The sequence below is a fragment of the Nocardia carnea genome, from assembly GCF_029868325.1.
In the GTDB taxonomy this organism is placed as follows: domain Bacteria; phylum Actinomycetota; class Actinomycetes; order Mycobacteriales; family Mycobacteriaceae; genus Nocardia; species Nocardia carnea_C.
This window is the reverse complement of record NZ_JARWNW010000193.1, coordinates 1-15861: the sequence shown is the minus strand read 5'-3', so window position 1 is coordinate 15861 and position 15861 is coordinate 1. Positions and strand designations below refer to the sequence as shown.

At 68.3% G+C, this 15861-nt stretch carries 15 protein-coding genes; 5 read left to right on the top strand and 10 right to left on the bottom strand.

Going from position 1 to position 15861, the window contains the following annotated elements; all coding sequences use genetic code 11:
* Nucleotides 1–65: 65 nt before the first annotated feature.
* Nucleotides 66–743: a phosphoribosylformylglycinamidine synthase subunit PurQ gene (gene purQ, locus QH196_RS15950; RefSeq protein ID WP_280416579.1), complete on the bottom strand. Its 678-nt coding sequence runs from the start codon at nt 741–743 to the stop codon at nt 66–68.
* Complete coding sequence (purS, locus tag QH196_RS15945; RefSeq protein ID WP_033244081.1) at nt 740–976, bottom strand: phosphoribosylformylglycinamidine synthase subunit PurS; 237 nt, start codon at nt 974–976, stop codon at nt 740–742. The genes purQ and purS overlap by 4 nt, the downstream gene beginning before the upstream one ends.
* A 148-nt stretch (nt 977–1124) precedes the next feature.
* Here purS and QH196_RS15940 point away from each other — a divergent pair, with 148 nt between their 5' ends.
* A complete protein-coding gene (locus tag QH196_RS15940) occupies nt 1125–1769 on the top strand; it encodes an MBL fold metallo-hydrolase (RefSeq protein WP_280416578.1) in 645 nt (214 codons plus the stop codon).
* 741 nt (nt 1770–2510) lie between these two features.
* Here QH196_RS15940 and QH196_RS15935 read toward each other — a convergent pair.
* The 7 genes from QH196_RS15935 to QH196_RS15905 all read right to left on the bottom strand — a co-directional run bounded on the left by QH196_RS15935 (nt 2511) and on the right by QH196_RS15905 (nt 10880).
* Complete coding sequence (locus QH196_RS15935) at nt 2511–3212, bottom strand: DUF2334 domain-containing protein (protein WP_280416577.1); 702 nt, start codon at nt 3210–3212, stop codon at nt 2511–2513.
* Between the two features lie 236 nt (nt 3213–3448).
* Nucleotides 3449–5614, bottom strand: coding sequence for a S9 family peptidase (locus QH196_RS15930; protein WP_280416576.1), 2166 nt, complete (start codon nt 5612–5614; stop codon nt 3449–3451).
* Nucleotides 5615–5637: 23 nt separating this feature from the next.
* Nucleotides 5638–6570, bottom strand: coding sequence for an alpha/beta hydrolase family protein (locus QH196_RS15925; protein WP_280416597.1), 933 nt, complete (start codon nt 6568–6570; stop codon nt 5638–5640).
* Between the two features lie 201 nt (nt 6571–6771).
* Nucleotides 6772–7203 carry an HIT family protein gene (locus QH196_RS15920; RefSeq protein ID WP_280416575.1) on the bottom strand — a complete coding sequence of 144 codons (432 nt, stop codon included), beginning with the start codon at nt 7201–7203 and terminating at the stop codon, nt 6772–6774.
* Between the two features lie 304 nt (nt 7204–7507).
* Nucleotides 7508–8935, bottom strand: a complete 1428-nt coding sequence (purB, locus tag QH196_RS15915) for an adenylosuccinate lyase (RefSeq protein ID WP_280416574.1) — start codon at nt 8933–8935, stop codon at nt 7508–7510.
* Nucleotides 8936–8941: 6 nt separating this feature from the next.
* Nucleotides 8942–9580 carry a TetR/AcrR family transcriptional regulator gene (locus QH196_RS15910; RefSeq protein ID WP_033244076.1) on the bottom strand — a complete coding sequence of 213 codons (639 nt, stop codon included), beginning with the start codon at nt 9578–9580 and terminating at the stop codon, nt 8942–8944.
* Nucleotides 9581–9716: 136 nt separating this feature from the next.
* Entirely contained in the window at nt 9717–10880 is a 1164-nt protein-coding gene (locus QH196_RS15905) for a pyridoxal phosphate-dependent aminotransferase (protein ID WP_280416573.1), read from the bottom strand.
* Nucleotides 10881–11324: 444 nt separating this feature from the next.
* On the opposite strand from QH196_RS15905, the gene QH196_RS15900 reads away from it, so the two are divergent.
* Together QH196_RS15900 and QH196_RS15895 are read left to right on the top strand one after the other, a co-directional pair.
* The gene (locus QH196_RS15900; protein ID WP_280416572.1) at nt 11325–12287 is read left to right on the top strand and encodes a M23 family metallopeptidase; all 963 of its coding nucleotides are present in this window, start codon (nt 11325–11327) and stop codon (nt 12285–12287) included.
* A 364-nt stretch (nt 12288–12651) separates the two neighbouring features.
* A complete protein-coding gene (locus tag QH196_RS15895) occupies nt 12652–13239 on the top strand; it encodes a transglycosylase SLT domain-containing protein (protein WP_280416571.1) in 588 nt (195 codons plus the stop codon).
* A 112-nt stretch (nt 13240–13351) separates the two neighbouring features.
* On the opposite strand, the gene purD is transcribed toward QH196_RS15895, so the two are convergent.
* Complete coding sequence (gene purD, locus QH196_RS15890; RefSeq protein WP_280416570.1) at nt 13352–14623, bottom strand: phosphoribosylamine--glycine ligase; 1272 nt, start codon at nt 14621–14623, stop codon at nt 13352–13354.
* Between the two features lie 284 nt (nt 14624–14907).
* Here purD and QH196_RS15885 point away from each other — a divergent pair, with 284 nt between their 5' ends.
* Nucleotides 14908–15285, top strand: coding sequence for a PH domain-containing protein (locus tag QH196_RS15885; protein ID WP_280416569.1), 378 nt, complete (start codon nt 14908–14910; stop codon nt 15283–15285).
* Nucleotides 15286–15333: 48 nt separating this feature from the next.
* The gene (locus tag QH196_RS15880; RefSeq protein WP_280416568.1) at nt 15334–15759 is read left to right on the top strand and encodes an HIT family protein; all 426 of its coding nucleotides are present in this window, start codon (nt 15334–15336) and stop codon (nt 15757–15759) included.
* Nucleotides 15760–15861: the final 102 nt, after the last annotated feature.

Here is a 15861-nt window from a genome sequence, read left to right as displayed (position 1 = left end):
GACCCTATGTTGTGTCTTTCCGGGGCGCCTGCGGCGCCGCGGGTTCCGGCCCGGCGCCGCGCCTGTCAGGAACCGACGAGCACGTCCAGGGCGGACAGGAACAACCCCAGCCCGTCGTCGCTCGGACCGGTGAGCGCTTCGGTGGCGTGTTCCGGGTGCGGCATGAGCCCCACGATCCGCTTGTTCGCCGAGGCGATACCCGCGATCGAACGCTGTGAGCCGTTGGGGTTGTCGCCTTCGTAGCGGAACACCACCCGGCCTTCACCCTCGAGTTCGTCGAGTACCGACTGCGAGGCCTGGTAGCGGCCCTCCCCCGATTTCAGCGGAACCAGGATCTGGGCGCCGGGTTCGTAGCGGGAGGACCAGGCGGTATCGGTGGCCTCGACGCGCAGCCACTGGTCGCGGCAGATGAAATGCAGGCCCTCGTTGCGGGTGAGCGCACCCGGCAGCAGCCCGGCCTCGCACAGCACCTGGAAACCGTTACAGATACCGAGTACCGGCATACCTTTTCCGGCGGCCTCGATCACGGTGCCCATCACGGGGGCGAACCGGGCGATGGCACCGCAGCGCAGATAGTCGCCGTAGGAGAAACCACCGGGGACCACGACCGCGTCCACACCTTTGAGGTCGGCGTCGCCATGCCAGAGGTTCACGGCCTCGGCACCGGCCAGCCGGACGGCGCGGGCGGCGTCCACATCGTCGAGGGTGCCCGGGAAGGTGATGACCCCGATACGGGCGGTCACGAGACGCGCACCACCTTCCAGTCCTCGATCACGGTGTTGGCCAGCAGCGATTCCGCGATCGCCGCGATCTGGTCGTCGCTCATATCGTCGCCGACCTCGAGTTCGAACCGTTTGCCCTGCCGGACATCGGTGACGCCTTCGAATCCCAGGCGCGGTAGCGCGCCGGCTATGGCCTGCCCCTGCGGATCCAGGATCTCGGCCTTCGGCATCACCTCGACCACGACACGTGCCACGGGTTGCTCCTCACGAAAAGGGGTGAGCTGCGCCCGGCGCTGCAACGGGCCGGAACGCTGATGGGGTTACCTGAGCAGCCTAATTGCCGCGACTACCGGCGCTCGCGGCGGGTGAGGTGAACCAGCCGCGCGGTACTAGCCTGAGGGTATGCATGTAGCCCACTTCGGTCACTCCTGCGTACTCGTCGAACTGCACGGTAAGAAGGTTCTCTTCGATCCCGGCGCGTTCTCGCACGGTTTCGAGGGCCTCACCGGATTGGACGCCATCGCCGTCACCCATCAGCACGCCGACCATATCGATCCGAACCGGATCGAGGCGCTGATCTCCGCCAACCCCGGCGCCCGCCTGCTGTCGGACCCGCAGACCGCCGAGTTGCAGGAGGGTCCGTGGGAGGCGGTGCACGCGGGCAATGTGATCGAGCTCGGCGAGTTGCGGATCACCGGCGGCGGCGGCCGGCACGCGGTGATCCATCCCGAGCTCCCGGTCGTCGACAACACCGTGTTCCAGCTCGGCAGCACCGACAACCCCACCCGGTTCGTCCACCCGGGCGATTCGCTCTGGGTCCCCTCCACCCCCGTGGATGTGCTGGCGGTCCCCGCCGCGGCACCGTGGATGAAGATCAGCGAAGCTGTCGACTACCTGCGTTCGGTAGCGCCGCGGGTCGCGTTCCCGATCCACTACGGAATCATCGCCGAACCCGCCTGGGGCGTGTACTTCAGCCGCCTGGACGAAATGCGCAAGGCCGAAACAGAGTTCAAAACCCTACGCCCCGAAAACACCACCTCCTTCTGACCCGGCAACATCGCACCCCGCCCGCTCTCGGCGCAGCCCGAACCATCCCGATCCCCGACACCGACCACCCCCTCCCCACCTCTCCGGACGGTCCACCACCCCAGGGGTGGGGCCCGCCCCGGTCTGGAGCGCCCGCCGGGAGTGAAGAACCCGGGCCCCCACGGCCCCCCCCCACCCCCCCCACCCACCCCCCCCCCCCCCCAAACACCCCCCCCCCCCCAACCAACCCCCCCCCCGGGGGGGGCCCCCCCGGGGGGGGGCCCCCCCCGGGGGGGGGGCCCCCCCCCCCCCCCCGGCGGGAGTGAAGAACCGGGCCCGAAAGGGCCCCACCCTCGAGGCGCGGAGCGCCTCCAAAATCACAGCCCGCCCGTTCACGAATGGTCAACCCCGACCTCACAAGCCCCCGCCAAGGAACACCGACCCTCCGCTATCTCGATTCCCCGGGCGACGTACGCGACGGCAACACCGCCCGGAAAGACACCGGCAGGCCGCTCAGGTACCGCGCAAGCCGAGAACCACTCCCCAACCGGAACCCGGCCCCCCCCGGGTGGGCGGGGAAGGGGGGGGGGGGGGGGAGGGCCCGCGCCCCCCCGGGGCCCCCTGCCCCCGGGGGACCCCCACGCGCGGCCACCCCCGCCGGAATCGACCCGGGCTGGCCGCTCTGGAACCGCCCACGCCCTAACCAACCCCCCACCGGCACCCCGCCGCCCCCGTTACCGCCTACCGGGGGGGGGCGGAGTCTCAGGCCGCGCGCACCGCGGCGACGACTTCCCAGCGGTACACCTCACTGCGCGCCCCGTGATAAAGCGCGAGATCGACCGCATCCAGCATCGCCTGCCGCGGACCGGGCCGCCCCAACTGCGCAGCCGAGACCGCCAGCCGCAACACCCCGCCACGCCGAGCGGTCCGGGCCGCGCCGAGCACCAGGGCCCGGCACCACCACGGTTCGGCCCGGAAACCTTCGCCGATGCCGTAGACCCGCGCCTTCTGCACGGTATTGCGTTGCAGATCGTGAATACCGGTCAACCCCAGCGATACCCGGAACCCCAGTTCGGGCAGCGCCGCGACGGCGCCCGCCGAGACATCCCAGCGCGGAGCCGCGAACAGCCGGGTACGCAACCCCACCTGTTCCATCGCCCGGTCGGCTGCGGTGAGCCGCAGCAACGCCTCGTGCCGGGGCAGGGTCGCGAATTCGGCGCGACGCCGTTTGGTGGCGGCCTGGTCGTAACCGTGCAGTACGACGGCGTCCCCGCGCTCCCGGCGGCTGCGCAGCCAGATCTGTGTGGTGGAGTCGTCGGCCAGCCGGTATTTACCCTTCAGCCGGGGCGCCACCAGCAGCGACAACCGCACACCGCGCTGATCCATCTCCTCGGCGAACCCGATCGCCGCGTCTCGGGTGGACTCCCGGATCCCGGACACCGATACGAGTAGCTCAGCGTTCATGTACCAACGGTGGCAGCTTCAGGTGACGGCCGTATGCAATACCGATGACCTATACATGCAGGTCCGGTGACCAACCCGTGCAGCAGGCATGACCGCCGGGCGAACATCCGGACACGGTCCGGTAGCCGTCGCTCCGACGCGCGTACCGAGAGGAGCGCCGGCGTCGCGACCCCACATCTCTGCGAGGAGGAGAACGGTGTGCCGGGATGGCGAGCCGGTGCAACGGGCGCCGCCGGCTACCGGTCCCCGGCACCTACGGTGTCGAGTACCCAGGCGTATTCGAACGCGACCTCACGCCATTTCTCGTACCGTCCGCTGACCCCGCCGTGCCCCGCGCTCATCTCGGTTTTGAGCAGCAGCGGCGCATCACCGGTTTTGGTGGCGCGGAGTTTCGCGACCCATTTCGCCGGTTCCACGTACAGTACCCGGGTGTCGTTGATGCTGGTGATCGCGAGAATAGCCGGATAGTCCTGGGCCACCACGTTCTCGTAGGGCGAATACGATTTCATGTATTCGTAGACGTCCTTGTCCGCCAACGGGTTTCCCCATTCGTCCCATTCGATCACGGTCAGCGGGAGCGAGGGGTCGAGGATGGAGGTCAGCGGGTCGACGAACGGCACATTGGCCAGTACCCCTGCGAAGAGTTCCGGCGCCATATTCGCCACCGCACCCACCAGCAGGCCGCCCGCGCTGCCGCCGTCGGCGATCATCCGGTCCGCCGATGTGGTCGCGTTGTCCACGAGATGCCGTGCACAGTCGACGAAATCGGTGAATGTGTTCTTCTTGGTGAGGGTTTTGCCGTTCTCGTACCAGAGCCGGCCCATCTCACCGCCGCCGCGCACATGGGCGATGGCGAACACCATTCCGCGGTCGAGCAGCGATAGCCGCGAGACCGAGAATCCGGGGTCCATACTGGCCTCGTAGGAGCCGTACCCGTAGAGCAGCAACGGTTTCGGGCCGGTACTCAGGTCGGTATCGCGGCGGGCGACGATCGAGATCGGAATCCGGGTGCCGTCCGCGGCCTCGGCCCAATCACGGTGTTGTACATAGTCTCCGGCGTCGTAGCCGCCGAGCACGGGCTGCTCCTTGCGCAGCAGCAGTTCCCCGGTCTCCACCACATAGTCGAAAACCTGAGTCGGGGTGATGAACGAGGTCAACCCGACCCGCAGGGTGGGCTGATCCCATTCCGGGCAGGAGCCGAGCCCGGCACTGTAGAGCTCGAGATCGAATTCGATCTCGTGCAGCTCGCCGTAACCGTCCGGGCCCAGCGGCCATACCGCCACCCGCGGCAGCGCCTCGCGGCGGTAGCTGAGCACCAGCTGCCCGGCGAACGCGTCGATATCCTCGAGCCGCACATCGTCGCGGTGCCCGATGAGTGTGCGCAGTTGTGCGGGATCGTCGGCCGGGGCCTCGGCCAGGACGAAGTTCTCTGCCTTCACCCCGTCCACGACGTCGTTGTGCAGGATCAGGAACCGGTCCTGTCCCGCCACCACAGCGTGTTCGGCGGCGTACTCCACGCCCTCCCGCCGGGGCAGCAGCACCCGGAACTCGCCGGTCGGGTTATCCGATTCCAGCACCCAGCCCTCGGTGGTGATCTTGGAGCCCACCCAGATCATCAGGTACTTCTCGGACCGGGTGCCGCCGATACTCACCCAGTACCGCTCGTCCGGTTCGTGGAAGACCTTGACATCGGTGTCGGTGCCGCTGCCGAGCCGATGGCGCCAAACGGTATCGGGCCGCCACGATTCGTCGACCGTCTGATAGAAGACATGGCTGCCGTCGAGTGACCAGGTGGCGCCCGGCGCGGCCCGCTCGATCTCGTCGCCGAGCAGTTCGCCGGTGCGCAGATCCTTGAACCGCAGCGTGTAGCGCTCGTCGCCCGCCGTATCCACCGAGAAGGCCAGCAGGTTGCCGTCATGGCTCACCGAGAACGCGCCGAGGGCGAAGAAATCGTGCCCCTCGGCCAGCTCGTTGCTGTCCAGCAGCACCTGTTCGCCGGGGATCTCGGTATCGGCCTCGAGCTTCGGCGGGGTCCAGGCGTCGATACCGGCCGCGGCAGCGTCGATCGGGCAGCGGCACTGCACGCCGTACTGCTTCCCCTCGAAGCTGCGCGAGTAGTACCAGTACTCGCCCAGCCGGGTGGGTACCGACAGATCGGTTTCCTGGGTGCGGGATTTGATCTCGTCGAAGATCTTCTCCCGTAGCGGGGCCAGCTGCGCGGTCTGCGCCTCGGTGTAGGCGTTCTCGGCCTCCAGGTAGGCAATGACCTCCGGGTTGTCCTTGTCCCGCAGCCACTCGTATTCGTCGACGAAACGATCGCCGTGATGCACTCGCTCCTGCGGCACCGTCTTCGCCGTCGGCGCCGTCACCGCCTCGGTCATCGGACCACCAGTGTCAGCCATGGCACCACCGTAGCGGCCCGGCCCTATGCCCCGATCGCGCGGCCGACGACCGGCCAGGACGCCTTGAGGTGGTCGTTCCAATACGACCAGGAATGGGTGCCGACCGGGCTGTAATCGACCCGGATCGGCACACCGGCCGCCCGCGCCCGCCGCTCGAAGGCGATCACACAGGTATCGACCGCGAACTCGATCGGGCCGCCGAGCACGATGTTCTCCGGTAGCTGCGGTTTCAATTCGAGTTCGTGTGGCCCGGGCAGCCCCGTCCCGGTGGACAGGTACAGGGTTTTACCGCGCAACCGGTCGAGCATGAGCGCCGGATCGTGGGCCGCCCATGCCGGACTGCCGCCCGGGCCCCACATATTGTCGGGGTTGCCGCCACGGGTGATGATCGAGAACTGCACCGCGCCGGTGGCCATCCCCGTGTCCGGGCAGGCGCTGTACCCGGCGACCGTGGTGTACAGCGCCGGATGCCGGGCCGCGAGGATATAGGCGGCATGCCCGCCCATGGACAGGCCGCCGATCGCGTTCACCCCGTTACCGGAGAAATGGCCGTCGACGAGCGGCGGCAGTTCCTGCGTGAGGAAGGTTTCCCACTGGTAGTGGCCCAGTGCCGGATCTTCCCGCTGCCAATTCGTGTAGTAGCTGGCCTTCCCGCCGACCGGTAGCACCACGTTCACGTTCTTGCCCCGGAAGAAGGCCTCCGCATCGGTGGCATTGGTCCAGGTGCTCTGCCCGACCCCCGGGTCCAGCCCGTCGAGCAGGTAGTAGCTGGGCCGCGAACCGCCACCGGCCGGATGCAGCACCTGCACCTGCACGACCTGGTTCATCGCGGGGGAGGAGATGAACATCGCCGACCGGGTGGGGCTCAGTGCGTCGATTCCGACGACCTCGGCCGCTGCCGCCGGAGCCGGCCGGAGAACAGGAAGGCCGGCGACCGATCCGATCACCGCCAGCATGAGTACAGCTAATCGGAACAACCGCACGTCCACACCTCCGTATCCCCACCCAGAACTCGGCGTAGGCCAACTCTCACCATCATGCCCCGGCGATCATGTCGGCATTCAGCATTCGAACAGCAAACGTTCCAATAGTTATTGATACACGACCTTACGTGTCCCCGGACGCCCGTCCCCGTGAAACCGCTCCGGCAGTGGGAATCACGCCCGGCGCCGCTCCAGAGCGCCCCGGATGGAACCGGCGAGGTAGTCCAGGTCGGCGCGCGGCGGCGTCCGCGGACGCGCCCGCAGCCCGAACCCATCTCCGGGAGTCCGCGGGATAACGTGCAGATGGACGTGGAAAACCTCCTGGCCTGCGGTGACACCGTCGGCGAGGAAGAAGTTCACGCCGTCACACGCCACTTCGCTCGCCCGCAGCGCCGCCGCCAGCCGCTGCCCCACCTTGAACAACTTGCCCCCGATTTCCGGGTCCAGCTCACCGAGATTCCGGGCCGGCACCTTCGGAACGACCAGCAGATGCCCCGGTGTCAGCGGCCGGATATCCATGAAAGCGAGCACATCGTCGTCCTCGTATACCCGGCTGGCCGGCGCCCGCCCGGCGATGATGTCGGCGAAAATCGAATACGGATCCATAGCGCCACTATGTGCCCCGGCCCGAACGCCCGAGAACCGGACCCGGCCGTTCAGCATCCGGCACCGGCCGGCGCCCCGGATCCAGCCGGTGCAGCGGCCGTACGGTCGGCGACCGACCACTCCGATCGGGCCGGTTACCGGTCCGCGCTCCGAACGTTGATCTTTTCGGCCCGCAGTAGGCCCCGGCCTCCGGCCCTGTCGCGTATGCCTGGGCATCGCCGCCCGGGGGCGAGCGCCGCCGCCGGGCCGCCGGACTACCGATGCGCCTGAACTACACGATCGTGTGTGTGCCGTGGCAGGCCCTTCAGAGGATGGGTGCGGGCGTGTAACGGGCGGCCTCGGGATAGGCGTCGGTCAACTTCCCGACCTGGGCGACCACCTCGGCGACCTGCGCGTCGGCCGCGCCGATGAACGCCGACTTGTCCGCCAGTGCCGCGTCCAGTGCGGCACGATCCAGCGGGAGACGGTCGTCGGTCGCGAGGCGGTCCAGCAGATCGGGTTCGCGACCCTGTTCGCGCATTGCCAGCGCCACCGCGACCGCGTGTTCCTTGATCACCTCATGGGCCGCTTCCCGCCCGACCCCGGCGCGGACCGCTGCCATCAGGATGCGTGTGGTGGCCAGGAACGGCAGGTAGCGATCCAGTTCGCGGGCGACCACCGCCGGGTAGGCGCCGAATTCGGCGAGCACGGTCAGGAAGGTTTCGGTCATACCGTCGAGGGCGAAGAACGCGTCCGGCAGCGCGACCCGGCGCACCACCGAGCAGAACACATCGCCTTCGTTCCACTGCGCACCCGCGAGTTCGGCCGCCATCGACCCGTACCCGCGCAGCACCACCTGCAACCCGTTGACGCGTTCACAGGACCGGGTGTTCATCTTGTGCGGCATGGCCGAACTGCCCACCTGCCCGGGCTGGAAGCCCTCGGTGACCAGCTCGTGTCCCGCCATCAGCCGGATGGTGTGTGCCAGCGAGGACTGCGCGGCGCCGATCTGTACCAGCGCGGAGAGCACATCGTGATCCAGCGAACGCGGATAGATCTGGCCCACGCTGGTGAACACACTGGTGAAGCCGAGATGCCGCGCCACCTGCTGCTCCAGAGCGGCCAGTTTCGCGGCGTCACCGCCGAGCAGGTCCAGCATGTCCTGCGCGGTCCCCATCGGGCCCTTGATCCCGCGCAGCGGATAGCGCTCGATCAGTTCGCGCAGCCGGGTGAGTCCGATGAGCAGTTCGTCGGCGGCCGAGGCGAAACGTTTACCGAGGGTGGTGGCCTGCGCGGCGACATTGTGCGAACGGCCCGCCATCACCAGGGCCTGGTACTGGGCGGCGCGTTCGGCGAGCCGGGCGGCGACCGCGACCCCGTGCGCGTGGATATGTTCCAGCGACAGCCGGATCTGCAGCTGTTCGACGTTCTCGGTGAGATCGCGGCTGGTCATCCCCTTGTGTACGTGTTCGTGGCCGGCGAGGGCGTTGAATTCCTCGATCCGGGCCTTCACATCGTGACGGGTCACCCGCTCGCGTTCGGAGATCGACGCCAGGTCGACCTGTTCGACGACGCGCTCGTAGTCCGCGACCACTCCGGGCGGGACCTCGACACCCAGCTCGGACTGGGCGCGCAACACCTCCAGCCACAACCGCCGCTCGAGCACGATCTTGTGCTCGGGAGACCACAGATGCACCAGCTGCGGGCTGGCATAGCGGGTGGCGAGGACGTTGGGGATCAGGTCGGAGGTCACGTCCGGTCAGTCTAATGACCGGTACCGGTCCATCGGCTGGTGCGTCGCCGGAGCGACGATATCGATGACCTCCAGCAGCGCTCCGCGGGCCAGCCGCCGCGGTTGCGGGTCGGGTTCGCTCAGGGCGGCGACCGCCGCGCCGTCGACCACCGCGACCAGCCTGCGAAGTTGTTCGGGCCGCACGATCCGGTCGGATCGGCGCAGCACATCGGCAAGCAGCTCGTCGAGCTGCCCGCGTAGTCGGAGCTGGACCTCGCGTAGCTCGGGATGCCGCGCGGAGGCGACGGTGCGCTCGTAGCGGGCGATCAACCGGCCGCGCGCACCGTCGTCGACCCCGTCGGAGCCGATCAGCAGGTCGAGCACCAGATCGACGGTCGCCTCCGCGCCGCGGCGGCGGTGGGTCACTTCACCGACGCGCCGCCGCATCGCCTCGAGTTCGGCGTTACCGCTGAACTCCACGGCGCGTGCGATCAGATCCTCGAGCGATTCGAAGTAGTACGTCGTCGAAGCCAGCGGGAGTTCGGCGCGGGTCGCGACCGATCGGTGCCGCACCGCATCGAAACCGCCTTCGAGCAGTAGTTCGGCGGCCGCAGCCACCAGCGCCTGGCGACGCCGTTCACCTTTCGGAGTCGTCGCGGTTATCACCGTGCCATCGTGCCAGTCGTCATCAGTACATCCGTGCGAAATGAGGGAAAGGGGAAACAACCATCGATGTTTCTACCGCATCCTCGCAGTGATGGTGTCGTACTGTGCAAAGTTGTTGCCGGGCAGAGAGATTGTGTCAAGCCCGCTGTTGCAGATAACTGCCCAGGCGGGTGAGCGCCGTTTCGATGTCTGCGGTGGCTCCGGCGAAGGAGAGGCGGACGGTCCGGTTCCCGTTCACGGTGTCGAAATCGAGGCCGGGCGCCAGCGCCACCCCGGTATGCGCCAGTACGTCCGCGCACCACGCCATCGAATCGTCGGTGAGGTGGCCGATATCGGCGTAGGCGTAGAAGGCGCCGTCGGCGGGGGCGAGATCGGTGATCCCGAGCACGGCCAGCCCGTCCAGCAGGATCCGGCGGTTGGTCGCGTACCGCCGCACATGGCCGTCCAGCTCGGCCCGGGACTCGGTGTCGAAGGCGTGCACCGCCGCGTACTGTGAGATCGCCGGCGGGCAGACGGTCATATTCGACGCCAGCCGTTGCAGCGCCGGCCGGATCACCGCGGGAGCCAGCATCCAGCCCAGTCGCCAGCCGGTCATCGAGAAGTACTTCGATACCGATCCGATCACCACCGCCGACCGGGAGGTCTCCCACGCCGAGGCGGTGCGCTCCCCGCCATAGGTGATGCCGTGATAGATCTCGTCGGAGATCAGCAGGGTGCCGTGCGCATCGCACCAGCGGGCCACCGCGGCGAGTTCGGCGGGTTCGATCATGGTGCCGGTCGGGTTGGCCGGGCTGGCCACGATCAACCCGCGCGGCGCTTCGGGCAGGCTGTCCAGCATCGCGACGGTGGGCTGGAACCGCGTTTCGGCGCGGCAGTCCAGTTCCACCACCCGGCAGCCCAGCGCTGTCAGCGTGTTGCGGTAGGCCGGATAGCCCGGCCGCGCGACCACCACCGTGTCGCCGGGGTCGAAGGCCGCCAGGAAGATCAGCGTGAAGGCCCCCGACGACCCGGTGGTGACCACGACATCGTCCGGATCGACCGGGTAACCGTAGGTGCGCCGGTGATGGTCCGCGATGGCCTCACGTAACTGCAAGATGCCGAAAGTCTCGGTGTAGCCGAATAATTCGGCATCGATCGCCGCCTTCGTGGCACGCAGCACCGGCGCCGGAGCCGGGGTGGAGGGCTGGCCCGCGGCCAGGCTCAGCACATCACCGTGCGTTCGGGCGCGTTCGGCGGCGGCTTTCCAGACATCCATCACGTAAAAAGGTGGAATGGTCGAGCGCCGAGATTCAGTGGACACCCGACCGACGGTAGAACACCGCTTCGGACGCTTCGACGGCTATGGTCTGCTCTGATGCTCGACAAGGCCAGCCGGCCGGCCGCCGGCCCGCCATCCGCCGAGCCCGGTCCCACCGCTTCCGGTAGCGGTCCCGGGTTCCTCCGGCGTAGCTGGAGCCGGACGATCCGCCCGAGCTCGACGGCCACCCGCCGCGCCCCGAACTCCATTGACTCCGCCGACCGCATCGATGCCGGCGTCGGACACTCCCCCACGGGAAGGTCGCCCGCCCGGCCTCGGCCGAGCGGACCACACACCGAAACCCCGCCGGCCGAAACCTGCGCCGAGAATCGAGACGCAGGGGCCCAGGCGAGCTCTGTCGAGCCGGAGGCCGCGGCGGGCACCGGTAATCAGGATGGCGACAATCCACCAGCGGCCCCTGGTCGGCGGATACCCCTGGGGCATGCGGTGGTACTCGGCGGTGGCCGACTCATCGCGCCCGACTGGCGGAAACGCGCAGCGCAGGCCCGAGAAGCCCGCCCAACGTTCCGACAGCAGTCGGCCGCCGCGTACCGGTGGACCCGTCGGCAGCTCACCGCGCTGCGCTACCGGGTACCGACCCGCGCGGAGCTCACCGAACTCCTCGACCGCCGCCCGTCGGCGCAGGATATCGCCGATTCCGCGCGGCGGCATCGCTTCCTGTTGGGCGGCCTGGCGCTCACCCTCCTGCTGGCCGCCGGGGATGCGGGGACGGGCCTCCTGGTAACCGAGCAGCCCCCCGCGCCCGGTATCGCCCACCGCGTCGCGGTCGCCCACCCGCTGAAACTGTCCACACCGGTGCCCTCGGTACGCCGCTATCTCGACGCCATCGCCAACGGTGAGCGGCTTCGCGAACAGGCCGTGGTGGCCGCCGCCGCCCGCGCGACCCTGGAGCGGGCGAAAGCGGAGGCCGCGGCTGCGGCGGCGGGTCAGGACCAACCGTGGATCAACAGCGCACCGGCTCCCGAGGGCGCGCTTCCGCCCGGCGCCATCCCGCCCGGGCCCGGCGGTTTCGTTCTCCCCGCTCCCGGCACATTCACCTCCGGCTTCGGCAGCCGCTGGGGTACCTACCACCGCGGTATCGATGTTGCCGGGCCGATCGGCACGCCAATCTATGCCGTTGCCGATGGGACGGTCATCGATGCGGGCCCGGCCCAGGGATTCGGCCTGTGGGTACGGATCCGGCACAACGACGGCACCATTTCCGTTTACGGCCATATGTACGATTTCTTCGTTTCGGTCGGCGAGCGTGTGCCCGCGGGGATGCAGATCGCCCGGATGGGAAATCGCGGTGATTCGACCGGTCCACATCTGCATTTCGAGATCATCATGAACGGACAGCATGTGGATCCGCAGCGCTGGCTGGCGCTGCACGGCCTTTCATACGGCTGATCTCCCACCGGGCAAATATCCGGTACCCGTAACCGGGCACACCCCACCGCCCCTCGCAATGTGATCGATAACTCAGAATTCGCAGGTAAAGCGGTTTCTCTCAGCAGAATAGAACCATCAGTTCGCTACTGGTTCACCTTTTATTAACCTTTCGCAATCATTCTGTGATTCGCCAGAGAACAGAGCGCAAGCCTGCATATCGCGGCAAAGATATTCGTCCGAATATCCCGCCGCCCCACCACCGCCGACACCATCGGCGCACGGGATACCGCGTCACTGGCCGCGAACAACTGAACCATCGGATCCCACAACGCAATCACAAAAGGAAACAGCGCAACAACGGCGCCGGCGATATCGCGGCGGCGTGGATCCCGCGCTGCCGGAGTTCGTTATGTATCTACGAAAACTGTTGCCCCTGGCCATTGTCGCCGCCGCCCTCGCGGTGCCCGTGCAGGCTGCAGCCGAAACCCCGATTGCCGGTGTGCCCGCGGAGCTGCAAGGCCCCGCGCAGCAACTGCAACAGCAGGCCCAGCAGTGGCAACAGCAGCTGCCGCAACCACAGCGGGATCAGTTACAACAGTTCGTCCAGCCGCTGCCGCAACCGCTACCGCAGCTCCTGCCACCGAGCTTCCCCGACAATCTGGACGGCTGGATCCGTAACGCGCTGCATATCCTCGGCCAGCGCGGTATCCCGGCGAGCTACGAGGGCATCCACCGCACCGCCATGCGGGAATCCGGCGGGAACCCGCACGCGATCAACCTCTGGGATTCCAATGCCGCGGCCGGCATCCCCTCGAAGGGGCTCATGCAGGTCATCGACCCCACTTTCGCCGCCTACCACGTGGAAGGCACCTCGTGGGATATCTACGATCCGGTCGCGAATATCGCAGCGGCCTGCAACTATGCCGCGGCCCGCTACGGCTCGATCGATAACGTCTTCGGGGCATACTGACCCGCCCCGGATCCCGGGTCGCGACGCCACGGCCTTTGGAAGGCCGGCGTCGCGCACCTCGGAGATTCAGCCTCGGACGCCCCGGCTGTCCGGCAAACGTGCGTCCTGAGAGTCAGAGCTCTATGCGGCCCTCGACCGCGGCGAGCCCGATATCCGAGCGGTAGTGGCTGCCGGGCAGTTTGATCCCGGCCAGCCGGTCGTAGGCCGCCGCACGCGCCGCCGTCAGATCCACACCCGTGCCGACGATGCTCAGCACCCGGCCACCCGCCGACACCAGCGCACCGTCCGCACGCTGCGATGTCCCCGCATGCAGAACGGTCGCCGGATCATCGGTCGCCGCATCGCTCGCCCCGGTGATCACATCACCGGTACGCGGCCGCCCCGGATAGTTCTCCGCGGCCAGCACCACCGTGACCGCCGCCCCACCGTGCCAGCGCGGTGCCGGCGTCTCGGCCAGAGTGCCCGTCGCGGTGGCGAACAGCAGCTCGCCCAGCGGACTGTCCAGCAGGGCCAGCACCGCCTGCGTCTCCGGATCCCCGAAGCGGCAATTGAATTCCACCACCGCCGGGCCCGCCGCGCCCATCGCCAGGCCGGCGTACAGCAGACCGCTGAAAGCGCAACCGCGCCGGACCATTTCGGCGGCGACCGGGGCCACCACCTCGTCGACGATCTGCGTGACCATCCTGTCGGGCAGCCACGGCAGTGGCGTATACGCGCCCATCCCGCCGGTATTGGGCCCGGTATCCCCGTCGCCCACCCGCTTGTGGTCCTGCGCCGGCAGCAACGGCACCACCGTCTCCCCGTCCACCAGGCAGAACAGCGAAACCTCCGGACCGTCGAGGAAAGATTCCAGCAGCACCGGATGCCCTTGTTCGAGCAGTTCGGCAGCATGATCGCGGGCGGCCAGGCGATCCTGGGTGACCACGACACCCTTACCGGCGGCCAAGCCGTCGTCCTTCACCACCCAGGTCGGGCCGAAACGATCCAGCGCGGCATCCAGTTCGGCCGGGGTATCCACGACCTCGCTGTGCGCGGTCCGTACGCCGGCCGCGGCCATCACATCCTTGGCGAACGCCTTCGAACCCTCGATCCGGGCGGCCTCGGCCGACGGGCCGAAACAGGCGATACCGGCCGCCCGCACGGCATCGGCCACGCCCAGGACCAGCGGTACCTCGGGACCGATCACCACCAGATCCGCAGCCACCTCCCGCGCCAGCGCGGCCACGGCCTCCGCGGATCCGGCGTCCACCGGCCGCACCTGGGCGTGCTGGGCGATACCGGCGTTGCCCGGTGCCGCGATGAGCGCACTCACCGCCGGGTCACGGCGCAGCGCAAGGACGAGGGCGTGTTCACGGGCTCCGGAACCGATGACGAGTACTCGCACCCGGACAGCTTAGAGCGTGCCGGGAACCCGGCTGCGCAGTGCCGGACGCTCACCGCTGCACGCAGGAGGGTCTCGGCTGCCACGGTCTGAAAGCTGCCGGAGGACCCGGGCCCTGCTCTCCTGCACGTCCGGGTTCCCCGGTCGCGCAGCACCGGTACCAGCGTGTTCCCGCCGGTCGGCGCCCGCCCGCGCCGTCTTGTGGATGATGGTGATGAAACACCCGAAGCGGGTGGGTAACTCGCGCGCCGGCCCGCCGGGGTAAACGCGCGGACGGGAGGACGATCATGGGCCTGATGGACGGAATCATGGGTAACGCCGGGCAAATGGAACCGGCGCAGGCACAACAGGAATTCCAGCGGCTACTGGGCAACGGCGAACAGATCTATTCGGCCTACATCCTGGTCCGCGACGCCATGCTGTTCACCAATCGCCGTCTCATCCTCGTCGACAAGCAGGGTTTGTCCGGCCGGAAGGTGAGCTATCACAGCATCCCGTACCGCGCGATCACTCATTTCTCGGTGGAAACCGCGGGCACCTTCGACCTGGACGCCGAACTGCTGGTGTGGATCTCCGGTTCCGACACACCCCTGCAGAAGCGGTTCAACCGCCAGGTCGACATCTACGAGGTCCAGGGCATTCTGTCGCACTTCGTCGGCGTGTAGGGCACCCGGCTCTGTCGGGCCGGCCCCGGCGCGCCATAAGCTCACCGTATGGCTTCTGTTTTCAGTGCGATCATCGCCGGGGATCTGCCGGGCCGGTTCGTCTGGGAGGACGACGAATTCGTCGGGTTCCTCACCATCGCGCCGGTGACCCAGGGGCACACCCTGGTGGTCCCCCGCAAGGAAATCGACCAGTGGCAGGATATCGACCCCGAGGTCTTCGCCCGCCTCAACGGCGTGGCGCAGAAGGTCGGGCAGGCCGTGCGGGCGGCGTTCGACGCGCCCCGGGCCGGTCTGCTGATCGCCGGGCTGGAGGTTCCCCACCTGCACGTACACGTCTTCCCGGCCTTCACCATGGGCAACTTCGATATTTCCGGCGCGGATCCGAATCCGGCCCCGGAATCACTCGACGACGCACAGACCAGGATCAAGCAGGCCCTGCGCGACCTCGGCTACGGGGCGAACGTCCCCGCCTGATCGAAGCGCCGCGCGGCGACAGCTGCCGTGACCAGCGGATCGTCGCCTCGGACCCCCATCCGACGGCGATCAGCCGGCTCCGACGCAATCGAAAGGGCCCCC

Bases quoted from the DNA above. Each gene is read 5' to 3' on its own strand.
- QH196_RS15940 (WP_280416578.1), top strand. From the start codon at position 1,125: ATGCATGTAGCCCACTTCGGTCACTCCTGCGTACTCGTCGAACTGCAC.
- QH196_RS15935 (WP_280416577.1), bottom strand. From the start codon at position 3,212: ATGAACGCTGAGCTACTCGTATCGGTGTCCGGGATCCGGGAGTCCACC.
- QH196_RS15930 (WP_280416576.1), bottom strand. From the start codon at position 5,614: ATGGCTGACACTGGTGGTCCGATGACCGAGGCGGTGACGGCGCCGACG.
- QH196_RS15925 (WP_280416597.1), bottom strand. From the start codon at position 6,570: ATGCTGGCGGTGATCGGATCGGTCGCCGGCCTTCCTGTTCTCCGGCCG.
- QH196_RS15920 (WP_280416575.1), bottom strand. From the start codon at position 7,203: ATGGATCCGTATTCGATTTTCGCCGACATCATCGCCGGGCGGGCGCCG.
- QH196_RS15885 (WP_280416569.1), top strand. From the start codon at position 14,908: ATGGGCCTGATGGACGGAATCATGGGTAACGCCGGGCAAATGGAACCG.
- QH196_RS15880 (WP_280416568.1), top strand. From the start codon at position 15,334: ATGGCTTCTGTTTTCAGTGCGATCATCGCCGGGGATCTGCCGGGCCGG.